This is a genomic window from Streptomyces solicavernae, assembly GCF_029968095.1.
Classification (GTDB): domain Bacteria; phylum Actinomycetota; class Actinomycetes; order Streptomycetales; family Streptomycetaceae; genus Streptomyces; species Streptomyces solicavernae.
Genome location: NZ_JASCIR010000060.1, coordinates 1 through 14,544 on the forward strand (window position 1 = coordinate 1; position 14,544 = coordinate 14,544).

The 14,544-nt window shown below is 66.7% G+C and carries 9 protein-coding genes and 1 pseudogene; 5 read left to right on the forward strand and 5 right to left on the reverse strand.

Going from position 1 to position 14,544, the window contains the following annotated elements; all coding sequences use genetic code 11:
• Window positions 1-127: 127 nt before the first annotated feature.
• The 4 genes from QIS99_RS31340 to QIS99_RS31355 form a co-directional block, all read right to left on the reverse strand.
• Window positions 128-1,246 carry a hypothetical protein gene (locus QIS99_RS31340; RefSeq protein ID WP_282517142.1) on the reverse strand — a complete coding sequence of 373 codons (1,119 nt, stop codon included), beginning with the start codon at window positions 1,244-1,246 and terminating at the stop codon, window positions 128-130.
• Window positions 1,243-3,531 carry an integrase gene (locus QIS99_RS31345; RefSeq protein ID WP_282517143.1) on the reverse strand — a complete coding sequence of 763 codons (2,289 nt, stop codon included), beginning with the start codon at window positions 3,529-3,531 and terminating at the stop codon, window positions 1,243-1,245. Before QIS99_RS31345 ends, QIS99_RS31340 begins: the two co-directional genes overlap by 4 nt.
• Entirely contained in the window at window positions 3,528-4,271 is a 744-nt protein-coding gene (locus QIS99_RS31350) for a hypothetical protein (RefSeq protein WP_282517144.1), read from the reverse strand. Before QIS99_RS31350 ends, QIS99_RS31345 begins: the two co-directional genes overlap by 4 nt.
• 192 nt (window positions 4,272-4,463) lie before the next feature.
• Window positions 4,464-5,459 carry a hypothetical protein gene (locus QIS99_RS31355; RefSeq protein WP_282517145.1) on the reverse strand — a complete coding sequence of 332 codons (996 nt, stop codon included), beginning with the start codon at window positions 5,457-5,459 and terminating at the stop codon, window positions 4,464-4,466.
• Between the two features lie 222 nt (window positions 5,460-5,681).
• Between QIS99_RS31355 and QIS99_RS31360 the strand changes: the two genes are divergently transcribed.
• From QIS99_RS31360 to QIS99_RS31380, 5 genes and pseudogenes are all read left to right on the forward strand, one after another.
• Window positions 5,682-9,278, forward strand: coding sequence for a DEAD/DEAH box helicase (locus QIS99_RS31360; RefSeq protein WP_282517146.1), 3,597 nt, complete (start codon window positions 5,682-5,684; stop codon window positions 9,276-9,278).
• A 124-nt stretch (window positions 9,279-9,402) separates the two neighbouring features.
• Window positions 9,403-10,163, forward strand: a pseudogene (locus tag QIS99_RS31365) (transposase family protein).
• Window positions 10,164-10,904: 741 nt separating this feature from the next.
• Complete coding sequence (locus QIS99_RS31370) at window positions 10,905-12,191, forward strand: MFS transporter (RefSeq protein WP_282517147.1); 1,287 nt, start codon at window positions 10,905-10,907, stop codon at window positions 12,189-12,191.
• Window positions 12,192-12,595: 404 nt separating this feature from the next.
• The gene (locus QIS99_RS31375; protein ID WP_282517148.1) at window positions 12,596-12,769 is read left to right on the forward strand and encodes a hypothetical protein; all 174 of its coding nucleotides are present in this window, start codon (window positions 12,596-12,598) and stop codon (window positions 12,767-12,769) included.
• A 95-nt stretch (window positions 12,770-12,864) separates the two neighbouring features.
• Window positions 12,865-13,731, forward strand: coding sequence for an aKG-HExxH-type peptide beta-hydroxylase (locus QIS99_RS31380; RefSeq protein WP_282517149.1), 867 nt, complete (start codon window positions 12,865-12,867; stop codon window positions 13,729-13,731).
• Window positions 13,732-13,752: 21 nt separating this feature from the next.
• On the opposite strand, the gene QIS99_RS31385 is transcribed toward QIS99_RS31380, so the two are convergent.
• Window positions 13,753-14,427, reverse strand: coding sequence for a pentapeptide repeat-containing protein (locus QIS99_RS31385; RefSeq protein WP_282517150.1), 675 nt, complete (start codon window positions 14,425-14,427; stop codon window positions 13,753-13,755).
• Window positions 14,428-14,544 lie beyond the last annotated feature (117 nt).

The following is a 14,544-nucleotide window of genomic DNA, read 5'->3' on the forward strand; positions in this document are numbered from 1 at the left end:
GGAGTTGGCCTGTGGTGCTGCATGTGGGATGAGACGGCAGCAGGTGGAGTGAGAATTTCTGTAGGCCCTGGGACTGTTGTGTTGGGTCTGTGTTGGTGTGTGTGAGGGCAGCTTGTTCCGGGGTTTGTTACCACTTGTCGTGGTCGGTGGCTGTGGGGAGGTCGAGGTAGCGGGCGGTGTCGTGGAGGTTTTCGGGTGTGATGGCTTCGGTGCCGTCGAGTACGGCGATTTGGGCGGTCATGCTGATCAGTGGTGTGAGGTGTTCCATGAGGCCGTCGGTGAGGGTGTAGAGGGTTTCGTCGTGTTCGAGGAGGGTGCCGGGCCGGTGGTGGCACAGGTGGAGTCGGCTGTCGAAGCTGGCGAGGGTTCTGGGCCATTCGTCGGGGTGTTCCCGGCTGCGGGGTGGTAGGCGGTTGACCCACAGGGTGGGTACGGACCGCTGGCGCAGCGGTGTGGCTGCGCTTGTCCGCCGTAGGGCAGGGAAGCGGGCGGTGCGTGCTTCGCGGAGGATGTCGCTGGAGCCGATGCCGCTCCAAAAGACCGTCAGGCTCAGTTCGTCCGCGAGGTAGTCGAAGAAGTCGAAGGTGGGCTGCAGGTCTTCGGTGCGTAGCCGGTCGATCCCGTCAACCAGGCAGACCTCTACCTGGCGGGTGCGCATCAGGTGCACGGCGGGCCCGGTGAAGTCCTTCATGCGCTGCACGGGGCGGTTGTCGGTGTCGGTGCGGTAGAGGTCCCAGCCGAGGAACGTGGCGAGGGCGGCGGACCAGTCGGCGGGGGTGCCCGGGGTGGGCGGGGCGTTGATACAGACGACGGGGATGCGGTCGTCGTCGATGCCGTGCAGCTTTTCGCGGCGGCCTTGGTGGCCCATGCCGATGTGGTGGAGCAGGGTGCGTTTGCCGGTGCCTCGGCAGTCGCTGTCGATGGCGATGTGGGGGCCTGGCTGGCGGCGTTCGCCGTTTCGCCTCAGTATCCGCCGTGCGAGGAGCAGTCCGCGTTGGATGTCGGTGGTTTCGACCAGGCCGAGGTCGGCGTGGTAGCGGATGCGGGGATGGTTCTCCCTTTCTTCTTCCTTGTCGCCGGTGGCCATGGAGGGGTCTGCCTGCGGCAGCGGGATCAGAGGCGGGGGTGGGGACGGTGTTCGGCGCAGGCGGGCGCGCCACCCCAGCAGGGTGGTCGGCTCGGCGATGGTGCTGAGGGCCGGCGGGGGAGAGGGGCGGGTCTGCAGGTCGCGTACCGGCGCTTTCAACGGTCTTCTCCTTGCCGGCTGTCTGGGCCGTCGGCGTGTGCTTTCAGCTCGGGCAGCGAGGCCAGGAAGGCATCGACGCTCTGCCCGCTGTCCTTCACGGGCTCGCCGGCTGCGAAGAGTTGTGCGGCGGGGCGGTCGAGGCGGGCAAAGGGCCGGACCGATTCCGGATCCAGTGGCGGCATGCCGGCGGCGTAGGGTTGTTTGGGCGCGGCTGGCCGGCGGCGGGGTGCGGGCAGGGAAGGCGCGGGCGGCGTGGGCCTGGCGTCGGGTCCGGGCCCGTCGGCTGCTGTGGACAGCAGACGCTGGGTGGCCCGTGCGATGGCGGACTCGTCGCGGTGGTGTCCGCCGGCGGAGAGATGGATCTGAAGTCCTTGCTCCCAGGTCTCTTCGGTCCACTGGTCGTGGAGCAGGCGCCGGTGGATGAAGGGCACCTCCACCCATGGGTCGCTGTCGTCGGCGGCCTGGTGGTTGAACAGCCAGGCGGCTTCAGGGTGGTTGGGGGAGTAGTGCACTTCCCAGCGTCCCTGGAATGCTGCGAGTTTGGAGGAGCCGCGGAAAGGGTCCAGGCCGCCTCGGTCCAGGTTGTAGGTGCGGTTGTTGATCGTAAAGCCCTTGCGGTTGATGCGGACCCACACGGTCGGCAGGAGCTTGCGGTTCTCGCTTTCGGTCAGCGCGGTGGAGCGGTAGCCGCGCAGCGAGATGAGCGCTGCGTACATCTGGTTCGGGGTGAGTTTCACTCCTGAGGTGAAGGGGCTGCGCAGGGCGCCGTGGGGGGTTTGCTGCCAGCGCAGCGCTACCCACTGCTCGAACAGTTCCTGCAGCTTCGGGATCGTCCACAGCGGCTGCTTGCGGACGCGTCGGCCGCGCAGGTCCAGGCGGTGGTGGGTGTAGGAGGCCAGGTGCTGGCTGAAGCCGGTCTTGACCGCCAGCATGGCGCGCTCGACGATCGCCTTGTCGACGGGCGTACGCAGCCTGGCCTCGCGTACCTCGATGCCCAGAGCGTTGCAGGAGCGGGTGAAGTCCGCGGAGACGAACGGTGAGCCGTGGTCGACGACGAGCGTCTCGGGTTTGATGACGGGCCGGGCGGCCGCACCCGCGAACCGCTCATCGGCGGCCAGCAGTTCCTCGAAGGGAAGATCCGAGCCGTCCATGAAGGTCTCCGGCGCCCATCCCGGCCGTACCGGCAGCGGTGCGGTGCTCTGCGCCACGACCTGCAGCGTGTCGAAGCTGCGGGTGGCGCGTCCGCCCAGCCACCGGCCCGCACCGGCGTCGCGGCGAAACCGTTTGGGCACGATGAGCGCGCCGACGATGCTGCGGGTGGCCACATCGATCGCAATGGTCAGCTCCACCGAGATGACCTGCCCGTCATCGCCGAGGGCGAGGACGTCCAGCCCGGTGGTGTCGATCTGCACCAGCTCCCCGGGCCAGCGCGCCGTACTGGCCCGCCGGCTGCCGGGCCGCCCCGCTGAGAGCGGCGGGCCGGCCGCGCGTCGGGCCGCGGCGGCATGCGCATTCTGTGCCGTGATGCCCAGGCGCTTGAGCAGCCGGTAATAGGTCGGCCGGCTGGGCAGCAGCGCGGCGACGGTGCCCGCATCGGCGCAGGCGAGCTCGTCGGCGTAGCGGACGCGGACCGCCTGCTGCACACGGTCGATCAGCCGCGACAGCGTGCCCGCAGACACCCCCTGGTCGCGTTCGGCATCCAGGGTCTCCCACACGAGGTCAACCACCCGCTCATCGACGCGTCCGTGCGCGGAGGCGGTACGAAGGCCGCGCCGGTCGACCAGCCCCAGCAGGCCTTCCTTGCGCCAGGCGAGGCATTTGCGCTCCACGGTCGCCGCCGAGGTCGGCCAGCCCGCTTCGCTGAGCTGGACGGCCTTGGCCTGATAGCGCTGCTTGAGGGTATAGACCTTTGGATCGTAGGCGGGTTTGGGACGGGTGGCCGCGGTTACGTCCGGGGCCTGCTGGTGCAGTACCTCTTTCACGATGCGCTCCCACCGTTCGGCCTCACGGCGCATCGCGGCGGGTATGGCCTGCAGCTCGTGTACGCGGTGGGTGACCACGCTGCGGTCAGCTGCCCGGTCAAGGACGGCGAAGTCTTTCGCGCAGGTGAGGGCCGGCTGCAGGATGATCAACGGCTCGGCCGCTTCCCCGCCGCCCGCAGCAGTGAGGAAGACACGCGGTCCGTGGAAGGCGGTGACCAGCCAGTCGGCACTGCTGAAGCGGATGGTGTCGCCGAGGGCGAGCGTGTCGGCGGCGGCCGGTACAGGGCCTTCTTGCGCGGTCACCTGCCCCGACCCTTCTCCCGTTCGTAGAGCCAGGCCGTCGACGACGGTGTCAGCGGGCTGGCCATGTCGATGTGCAGACGCTGCTTCCAGATCAGGTGATAAGCCAGGTCCGTGCCCGCAAGCGCGGGCAGACCCGCGGCACGTACTCCGGAGCGGATGGTGCGTGCCGTGGCGAAATGGCGCGCCAGCGACTCGGCTTTGTCCAAGACCAGCCGCTGCTCGCTGCGGGCGGCATACAGCAGTTTCAGGTTGTCCAGCTCCACACCGTGAGGCGGCCGTATGACGCGCGTTTGCCAGCCGGCCGTCGCCGCGGTGTGGGCCAGCAGTTCCTGTCCGGCATACCAACGGCCGGTGATCTCTTCAGGCTGCACACAGATGACTTCCCGCCGCCCCTTGCGCCAGGCGACGAAGTCCGGCCGCAGGCTCTGTACGCAGCCGTCCTTGGTCCAGCGCAGTTCCATCGGCCCGGCGGCGCGTGCCCCCACGGCAGGGTCCCGGTCCAGGAGCATGCCGCAGTACTGCTGCCGCAGTGAACCGCACGCCAGCGACTGGCCGGTGACAGAGGACCAGGCCTTGGTGACGAAGGACTGCCGTCCCGGATAGGGCACCGGCGCCTGCACGGGCGCCAGTTCCTCGAACGGCACCTGAACAGCCTGCTCCACCGGCAGTTCCCGCCGCCGCCCGAACCGGTCGAGGTAGCAGACGGTGATCATCTGCTGGTCCAGGGGAGCATCCGGCACGCCCGTGTCCCCTCCGTCAGCCCGCTGCACAACGGGCCGCGCTCAAGCAGACCCGTTCCAGGATCCGCCAGACACAACGCTCCCGCAGCCGTCCAAGCCTGCGACCACCCGCATGAACGGCACAGTGAACGCCAGCCCGAAACATACGCAGTTGAGGGTCCGCGAGCGGCCCGCGACGCTGACGTACCGGCGTCACACGGGCACGGACAGGTCACTCCAGTCCCAGGGCAGGCAGCACCGCTCGCCCAAGGAACCGTGCTGCCCGTCGCCCAAGTGGATGGCCGCCCGCACCGGCCCGCCCCTCTGCGCCACCGGCGCCGTACACCGGTGATGCTGGTGCAGCCACTGCGCCACCGGGACCTGCCACATCCAAGGTGGCAGCCCGAGCACCGCGGCCAGCTGCGCCAGACGCTCCAACAACTCGGCCTCGGCCGCTGCCCACGCCCCGCCTGGGCACGCTGCACGATGCCGCTCGTAGTCCAGCAGCGCACCGGCCACTGCGACCGCCTCCGGGTACATCCACAGCCACGCCGACTCCGCCTCACTGCCCGGCCGCCCGGCACGCCGTGCCCGTTTCTCCCAGCACACCACGACCGTCTTCCGCCACCACCAGCCGGTGATCGCGAACGCGTCCGCGACCAGATACGACCCGACAAAGCCGTGCCGCCGTTCGAACCGCTGCCGCCGCCGGTGCGCCCGCACCACCTGACCCAGGTGGGCCAGGTCCACACCAGAACCCACCTGGCGCACGTGGGTGAACTGGCCGTGTCGGCCGCAGACCTTCCACGGCTCAGGCCAGACCAGCCAGATCGGCCCCCACCCACCGCCGCGCAACGCCACACACCGGCTGCAGGCCGGAACCAGACAGTGCTCCATCGGATACCACGGCCAATCCCACCGGGCCTGCTGCCCGGGCAGCAGGTGGATCTCCCGCAGATGCGGCAGCGCCCACCGCAGCCGAGGCACCGGAACACCCAGCATCAAGGCGAGCCGCTCGGCGGCCGGGCCGCTCAAGAAGACCTCGGCCAGGTGCGGCTGCACCGCCTGCTGCCCCGGATCTCCCTCGCCCAACTCGGCCAGCAGGAAGGAGATGTCCACGCCCTGAGCTGCCGCCACCCGCCACAACAGCGAGCAGTTCGACTCGTGGCCGCAAAGCCGCACGGACACGTGCGCCAGATTCCAGCCCATCCCTCGCCCCGCCTCATCTCGCGTCCGCGCCGTGCGGGCCGCGCCCAGCACCCGTCCGCCGCCCTCCCGCACCTCCACAAGATCCAAAACACGCGCAACGGGCCTTATTCATATGGCAGTTCACCTGATCGGGTGCAACTCCCGCAGGCGTGCAGTGTGTTGCCGCCGCGCGCCGCATCCTGCCCAGGCACCCCCTGACCTGTCTGAACTGCGGAGCCGGCCATGCTGCTTGACCTTCCGGGCCCACACCTGTCCAGCGAGTTATGGCCCCGGCAACGTGACGCCGCGGACTGTGTGCTCAACGCCTACGCGATGGGCCGCACCCGGCAGCAGGTGATCATGCCGTGCGGCACCGGAAAGACCCATCTCGCCGTGCACATCGCCCACGAACTCACCACCCACAGCCGCAGCCTGACCGTGCTGCCCACCCTGGAACTGCTGAACCAGACCGCCCGCGTCTGGTACACATCCGGCCGACCGGGCCTCTACACCGGCCTGTGTTCCGACCCTCAGACCAGCGAGCCGGTCCTCGACGGCGTGCTCACCATGGCCAGCCACCCCGCCCACCTGGCCGCCGCCGTACGCCAGGCCGACGGCCCCGTCAGCGTCTTCGCCACCTACGCGGCACTGCCCAAGCTCGTCGAGGCACACCACCGCCACCTGCTGCCGCGCTGGGACATCGCCATCGTCGACGAAGCCCATCGCACTGCCGGTGCCCGCAGCAAACCCTGGGCCGTCATCCACGACAACGACGCAGTCCCCGCCCGCCACCGCCTCTACCTCACTGCCACACCCCGCATCTGGGACACAGGCCGAGGCATAGCCAGCGAGCCGATCGCCTCCATGGACGATGCATCCCTCTTCGGTCCCGTCGCCTACCGATACTCGCTGGCCGAAGCCATCCACGAGGGACGTCTGGCCGACTACCGCATCGCCGCCCCTGAGATCCACGACCCGCACCTGCGTGCCCTGCTGACCTCCAGCAAGGGGGCCGGCCGCACACCCCAGGCCGATGCCATGAGGGTGGCGGCTGCCCAACTGGCCCTGCTCAGAGCGCGCGAGGAACACCACATCCGCCGTGCTGTCGTCTTCAGCCGCAGCATCGTGCAGAGCGAGGCCTTCGCCGACACCCTGCCCGAGACCGCAGGCAGCATCGGCACCAGCCACGCCGACAGCCTGTGGGTGGCCAGCGTCCACTCCAAGCTCGGCCGCCGTGAACGCCGCGAGCGCCTGGACCGGTTCGCCCAGCCACCACAGGACCAGCCTGCCGGCGCGCTGGCAGAGCTGAGCGTGCTGTGCAACGTCCGCCTGTGCGTCGAAGGCGTCGACTTCCCGCGAGCCGACTCCGTGCTCTTCGCCGACCCCAAGCAGTCCACCATCGACATCGTCCAGGCCGTCGGCCGCGCCCTGCGGATCGGCCCCGGCATGAACAAGATCTCCACCCTGGTCATCCCGGTGCTCTTCGGACCCGAACAGCACCCCCAGGACGCGACGTTCGGCACCCCGTACCACCTGCTGCACCACGTCATGATCGCACTCAAGGCCTACGACGAGCACTACTTCCACCGCCTGCCGATCAACGGCACCCGGCCACTGACACCCCAACCGGCCCTCGCCATCCGCCCAGCGCGCGCACCTCAGATCTCCCCGCACCTGATGCTGCGCATCATGGAACCCGAGCCCGACGTCTGGGAAAAAGGCATGGCATGCGCGCAGGCCTTCCACGCCGCCCACGGCCACCTGAACGTTCCCAGCAACCACATCACCGACGACGGATTCCACCTCGGCTGCTGGCTGGGCTACCAGCGCGCCCTCAAAGCCGCCGGACACCTCTGCGCAGCCCGCACCGCCGCCCTGGCCACCTGCACCATGACCTGGACCCACAACACAGACAGCACGGAGTCCTTCCTCCACCTCGCCCAGGACTACGCCCGCATCCACGGCCATCTGCTCCCCGAGCCGGACGAGACTCATCAGGGCCGTCCCCTGGGCGCCTGGCTCGCCGAGCAGCGCAGCCTCGCCGCCACAGGCGCCCTGCCCGCCCCCTACACCCGTGCACTGAAGGACATCGACCGCTGGTGGAACCCCGCCTGGCCCCTGGCGTGGCAGCGCATGTACACGCAGGCCCGCGAGACCGGCACGGCCCTGTCCCTGTGCCCGGGCCCGCTCCCGGACGACACCGACGACCTCACCCGCTGGCTGGACGAACAGGTCGACGCCTTCCCCGCCCTCACCAAGAGCCAGCAGACGCTCCTGGCCGCACTCCCGCTGCAGCACGGCCCTCTCAACCTTGCCCTGCGCCGCCCTCTGGGCAGCCAGAGCTCCACGCACGCGACCGGACTGCGCGCCGCCAGGCGCTTCTTCCGCCGCCACCAGCACCTGCGCGTCCCCGCCGACTACACCGACACCGACGGCACCCTCCGCTTCCCTCTGGGCCAGTGGATCACCGGCCTGCGCGCATCGGCCGGCGAAGGCCGCCTCAGCCGCGAAGAGATGGACTCCCTCGAGGCCCTGGGCATGGAGTGGCTATCCGGACTCCAGCATGACGACGCCCCGGCCTCTCTCCCCGGGCCCCGAGACCCCAAGGAAGGCGCAACCGGCACGCCCGCCGCGCAGCCGCCAGTCGAGCACCCCCAACCAGACCGGCCCGAACCGACCCTGTGGGTCGCCAGCAACGACCCGCCGGCCCACCTGCCGGACCTCCTGTTCAACGGCGGGCGACGCATGCTGCTCACGATGCCCGCCGGAGCGGGCAAGACCCTGACTACAGCCGCAGCCGTACACGAAACGGCAAGCCTTTCCTGCCTGTTACTGGGCCCCGACCGGGCCTACCTCCACCAGGCGGTCAAGACCTGGCGGACGGTCGGCAAGGGCCCGCTCGCAGGCCTGGGCATGCGGCCCACCCGCAGCGGCAAGGCAGGCGTCCGTCTGAACAGCGCAGGCGAACTGGCCGCCTGGATGACCCAACAGCCGCCCGGCGCCCTGGTCGTGGCTCGCTACGAGGACGCCGCCGTCATCGCCCGCAGCCACCGCGACCACAACCTGCCGCCCTTCGACCACCTCGTCGTCGAAGAAGCCCACCGCACTGCCGAGGGCACCATTACCTCCGACCACCCGCACGCCGCGATCCACTACGACGACCACATCCTCGCCCGGTCCCGCCTCTACCTCACCGCCACTCCCCGCATCCCCAACCACCTGCCCCCACGCGGCGACCGGCAGGCCCGGACCACCTGGGCTGTTGACATGACGGCCCAGCCCATCTTCGGCACCCACCACCCGGCCAGCACGCGCTCCGAACTCGCCGCTACCGGGCTGCTCAGCCCCTACCGGCTGCTGCGCATCCAGGTTCCCGGCACCCGTGCCCTCCCACGCTGGCGCGCCCAACCCATCGGCGCGGCCCACATCATCGAACAGCACCGCCTGCGCCGCGCCGTGGCCGTCCTCAGCGACCTGCAGCAGGCTGAAGCCTTCGCCTGCCAGCTGGCCGTGCGCATGCCCGACGCAGAGATCCTCGTCCCTCCCGAAACAGCTGTGCGCTACCCGCACTTCCAGCCCGTCATCCGTTGCCAACGTGCGAGCGACCCCATGCCCCGCGACCTCGACACACTCGTCCTGCCCTGCGCCGCGTACACCACGATGGACCTGGTCGACATCCTCCGCCCGCTGGTAGGCCAGCACACCGGACACGCAGCACAGACAACGATCATCGTCCCCGAGCCTGTCACCCCCGACGACGGCGTACCTGCCGTGCCCTCCGCCGTTCTGCGACGTATCGCAGCAGCCCTCTGGGCCCACGACCCCGCTGACGTCCGGTGACGTATGAAGCCCTTGAGCCTTTTCCAACCTGGCGTGCTGGTCCGGCAGTTGGCGTGACAGATGAGTGAAGCCCCTGGTAGACGGGTTCACGACCAAGATCACCCGTGGCGGCCAGAGGCTTCATGTGCTTGTCTACCCGTCTGGACTTGACCTGTCCAGCTCGCACCTTCGCTTCCTCACCGCCCACATACGCGACCGTCGCCGCGCGATCGGCAGCCGGTGGCGCCGGCTGACCGCCGGCCGACAAGTCCTGCTCGCCCTCGCCCACCTGCGCAACGGGCACCCTACGCGCAGCTCGCCGCCGGGTTCGGCATCGGAACAACCACGGCCTACCGATACATCACCGAAGCCGTCGACCTCCTGGCCACACTGGCACCCACCCTCGAACAAGCAGTCCGGGCAGCGTCGAGGAAGGCGTTCGTCCTACTCGACGGCACGCTCCTGCCCCTCGACCGGATCGCCGCCGACAGGCCCTTCTACTCGGGCAGCACAAGAAACACGGCGAACGTCCAAGTCCTCGCTGACCCGGCCGGACGCCTGCTGTGGGCCTCACCCGCCCTGCCGGGAGCCGTCCATGACATCCGCGCGGCACGCGAACACGGCATCCTCACCGCCCTCGCCGCGGCGGACATCAACTGCTGGGCGGACAAGGGGTACCAGGGCGCCGGCCCGGCTGCCCGCGTCCCGCACCGAGGCCGCTGGGACAACCTGTCCGACGGTCAGCAGGCCGTGAACCGGTCACAGGCCAAGATCCGGGCTCTGGTCGAGCCCGCCATCGCCATCCTCAAGACCTGGAGACTCCTGCGCAAGCTCCGATGCTCCACCACCCGGATCACCGACCTCGTTCAAGCCGTCCTCACCCTCCACCTCACCCGCTCGAACTGAGGATGGAAAAGGCTCCTTGTCTGCAGTTTCGGCTCTTGGCAGATCGGGACGCGATCGACCATTTGTGCCTGCCTGGTTCATGGACTGACGGACGATCAATTCCGGATTCCAGCCGGAGTGCCACCGCAGGTTGCGGGTGGAGGAGTCACCCTGGCCGGTACCGAGCCCGTGATCCCAATTGTGGCGATCGGCCTCATAGCCCGCCGCCCGACCGGCAAAGTCACCCCAAAATGGCACGGAAGTCAATCAATGCAGCAAACGTGGAGTACAGGACTAAACATCCCTAACGCAACTACTCCCCACCCGGCTAAATGGCTGATACGCGACGTGGGTGGCAGAAGCATTGCCGGTGGCACTTGCCCTTCAGTGCCGAGGGTACGCAGAGACTTCCCGGATTCCGGTTGCTGTGATGGAGGGTCCGCAGGTAACCGCTTCTCGGCCACTCTTCTGCGTCCGGTAGCACGCCAGCCCTTCCAGCCGTGATGCTGGAATGCCTTCACGCAATGGAAGGTGTATCTGGATCGATGATGAGATGCGATCTTCCTCGCGTCGAGCGACGAATGGAGTGCCGGTGCTTGAGGCTGCGTGTAATGCGGAGTCGTGTGCGGCAGAGTCATGCAGGAAAATGACGCTGCCGCATCGTGCAGTGAATCTTCGCCAGCTCACCTTTGCCTCCCTTTCCGAACAGCCTTGCTGCGACTCTTCTGAATCTAAGCCTGGAGACGGCGGAGCAGTTTGACCATGGCATTCGGCAAATCGCGAGCTACCTTGTGGCGCCATCCCGGCTTCCGCTTATATCTGACGGGTCAGTGCGCAAGTCTGTCCGGGAGCGCGGTCAGCACCGTTGCTGTGCCCGCAATCGCCGTTCTCGACCTGTACGCGACCGTCACCCAGGTCGCTGTACTGACGTTCCTCGGACAGCTGCCGAGTTTCATGGTTGCCCTTCCGGCCGGCGTGCTCGCTGACCGGTACTCGAAGCGATTCCTAATGATCGCCGGAGACTTAATCGCAGCCGTGATAGTAGTGAGTATCCCGATCTCCGCCGCTCTGGACACGCTAACGATTCAGCATCTCTATGGGGCCGCTTTTCTGCTCGGGGTTGCCAAGGTGGTCCATGAGGCGGCTGCTATCAGCTATCTACCCGACTTGGTAGAACAAGAGCTGCTGCAGAACGCCAACTCTAAAATTGGGGCAGCCTTTTCTGTCGCCGACAGTGCAGGAAACAGTGTGGGAGCCGCTCTCTTAGCTGTTCTGGGAGCGGCCCGTTCGGTTTTCGCTGATGCGGTGTCACATCTGGTCAGTGCGTGGTGCGTTTGGCGCATCCGAGCTCCCGAGCAAGTACGTCCCTCCGCGCGGCCTGGCTTGATCTCCGGGATCAGCGAAGGGCTTCGATACGTCGCCGGGCACGAGACGATCCGATCTTTGATCCTCGCGCTTTCCATGCTCAGCTTCGCCCTGGGCATCATGAACACCTATCGGACGTACTATCTACTCTCAACGCTCAACTGGAGCCCAGCCGCTGTCGGCCTAGTTATGGGAGTTGCCGGCATCGGAAGCCTGGCTGGTGCCCTTCTTGCCCCCCGCCTAGGGAATTACTTCGGGCCCGGGCCGCTGATCATCATCGGGTTCGCGCTCACTCCACTCACGGAAATCCCCTTGCTGTTTGCCAGCCCCGGGTCGGTTTGGCAGATAGTGCTCGCCGCGTCTCTGATGGCGCAACTAGCGTGCGCAGGCGCCGCAGGAACAACGCAACGATCAACACGTCAGGTGCTGTGCGAGCTGGGTTACCAAGCGCGCATGCAGTCCGCCAGCACTTGGCTCACCGCTGGCTCCCGCCCACTAGCTGCGGCAGTAGCTGGCGTCCTGGTCGCAGCCCTCGGAGTGCGGGCCGCCTTCGCTGTCGGCACGGCTCTCATGCTCGTGCCCATTGCCATCCTTCTGTTCTCGCCCATCCGGACTCTGCGAACCTTTCCCACCAGAATGTCTACCGGTTCAGATCCTGCAAAGAAGGAGGAGATTCAGCTATGACGCCTCCGGGGCGGCGCTTCGTATCTGCCTGTCGTCCGCAAACAGTCCCGGGAGGCAATGGTTTCGCGTATAGACCTGGCTGGCGAGGCCGGAAACCATCCGATGAAAATCTCCTGGCGGTCTCACTGTAGGGGCTATGAAGGGCTCGAAGCGGCTGGCATGCTTCCGATTGAAATAACCGAAAACGCACGGAATCGACAATACCGGAATGGAGAAGCGTAAGCCGTTCCGGGGATTTGTCATGTCGATTTCACTCCTGTTCAACGATTTAAGGAAATGGAAGTAGTGGGGTTCCCGGACCACTTACGGGTGGCTATTGTTTATCTTCGGCAGAGACGCCATGTAGATATATGCATGCGGCGCTGCTGAAGAGAAACCATGCCACATCAGAGAAGGGAAAGAACATGGTTCCGCAGATCATCGGCACCACCACGCAGGCGATCCATCGAACCACACTCACCACCGCTCTGGAGGCTGTGAAGGCTGACAGCACTCAGCAGCAGACCGTCATCGAGGGCAACGTCCAGGCTGCCCTCACCGACGGCAACTCCTGCATGATGGGCGGCTGGACCTCCTGACCGCGTCCTGACGCACTGACCGTCTGCGTGCGCCCGGAGTCAGATTTCCCGCTCCTGGCGCACGCATCAGTCATCACTCAAGGAGGAACCCCTTCATGCACTTCATGAATAATGGCCACCTGGTTGCTGGTGTCGCTCGTCTTGTCCGCGCCCAAGGCGGAGCGGTGCCCACTCTCGAAGCCCTACCGGCTGCATATCGGGCCATGGCCACTGAACTTCGGCCCGCCGGGTTGGAGGTTCAGTCAGACAGCCTGACCATTACCTACGAGGACGGCTCCTGGGCAGAGTACTGCCAGGAGAACGCCATCTTCGCGCACATCTTCAACGGGGCCGGCCAGACGGACCGTGCGACCCGAGAAGCGTGCGAAGGAAAGGTTCGCGAGGCCCTCCAACTCATCGAGGACATCCACCCCGGTTTGCGCTACATGGTGGACCTGCTGATTACCGACCTCATTATCCTCAACAGCGGTGCTGACGGGGGCGGTAGCGCCAGCCACATGCCAGGCGTCGTGGTGATGAGCCCGGGACCCAGGTGGGAAACCCTCGATTACGCGATGTGCCTCGTCCACGAGGGCTTGCACCTCGGGCTCTTCGTGCTCGACAAGGTCTACAGCACCTTCACCCTTCCGTCCGTCGAGCTGCACAAGGACCAGCATCGCGCTCTGTCAGCCGTCAAGATCGGACAGATGCGCCCACTTGACAAGGCGTTCCATGCCGCCGCGGTGACCGTTCCCCTGATGTACATGGAATATCGCTGCGGCAAGACTGCCCTAGTCGATCAGTACACCAAGTCTCTCGCCGACGCCTGCGAGTCGCTGGAGAAGCAGCGAACATACTTCACCCCGTATGGAGCCATGCTGCTCGACGAGCTGAGCGCGTTCGGCAAGAACATCGACTTCGAACTCGCCGAACGGAGCATCACAGACCCTCAACTGGCAGGCTACAGGCCACAGGCTGCGTAACTGATCACCCAACCGGGGCGCTCACTCGAAGACGATTCCGGCTTCCCGTGCGAGGCTCAGGGCCAACTCCACCGTTCCTGGGCCTTGCACTCTGACGCCCTTGAGTGAGGCCGTACCACCTACGTCGAGAAGGGTGCAGTTCTCGAAACGCACGCTGCCAGGTACTAGATGACTGAACTGGGCACCCGTGAGGTCGCAGTTGACAAAGCGAACGTTGTGCATTTCGGATCGCTGAAAGTCGACTCCACCCATGGGCACGTCCTCGAAAACCACGCTGTAGAACTTAGATTCTCGAAACAGCGCATGGTCGGCTTTGCCTCCCTCGAACCGCACGTCGCGAAAGGTCGCTGCCTTCCAGACTGCTCCAGTGAGCCTGCTGTTCGACACGATGCACCTAACCAAGGAGACGTCGTGAGCCCTCATCTCCGCGAAATCGCAGGTTTCGAGAACCGAGTCTGAGACCTGACTGCGCACCAACTCAGCCCCGGTGAAGCGAACGCCCTCAAACCGACACCCTTCAGCCTCAAACGCCTCCGCGTGGGCACCAGCGAACGAAGTGCGACCAAACTCAACCCGCTTAATGATTGCGTCATCTGCCAAGAAGTCTCTCGGCATCTCCGCCGGCTCAAAATGGGTAGGCAGCCGGGGGGCGGTGGGGCGCTTAATCGCCCCACCTTGGCGCATGACCTTGCGCATCCGCGCCGTCCTTTCTCGGATCGGTCTTGGGAAGATCGCGCTCTCAGAAGAATGAGCTCACCATGACAGGGTGGCAGAAGCGTTCTGGTCCAAGGCCTCCCTGCCTTCTCTCCATCT

Coding starts and splice junctions, on each gene's coding strand:
- QIS99_RS31355 (WP_282517145.1), bottom strand. CDS start 5,459: ATGGGCTGGAATCTGGCGCACGTGTCCGTGCGGCTTTGCGGCCACGAG.
- QIS99_RS31360 (WP_282517146.1), top strand. CDS start 5,682: ATGCTGCTTGACCTTCCGGGCCCACACCTGTCCAGCGAGTTATGGCCC.
- QIS99_RS31370 (WP_282517147.1), top strand. CDS start 10,905: ATGGCATTCGGCAAATCGCGAGCTACCTTGTGGCGCCATCCCGGCTTC.
- QIS99_RS31375 (WP_282517148.1), top strand. CDS start 12,596: ATGGTTCCGCAGATCATCGGCACCACCACGCAGGCGATCCATCGAACC.
- QIS99_RS31380 (WP_282517149.1), top strand. CDS start 12,865: ATGCACTTCATGAATAATGGCCACCTGGTTGCTGGTGTCGCTCGTCTT.
- QIS99_RS31385 (WP_282517150.1), bottom strand. CDS start 14,427: ATGCGCAAGGTCATGCGCCAAGGTGGGGCGATTAAGCGCCCCACCGCC.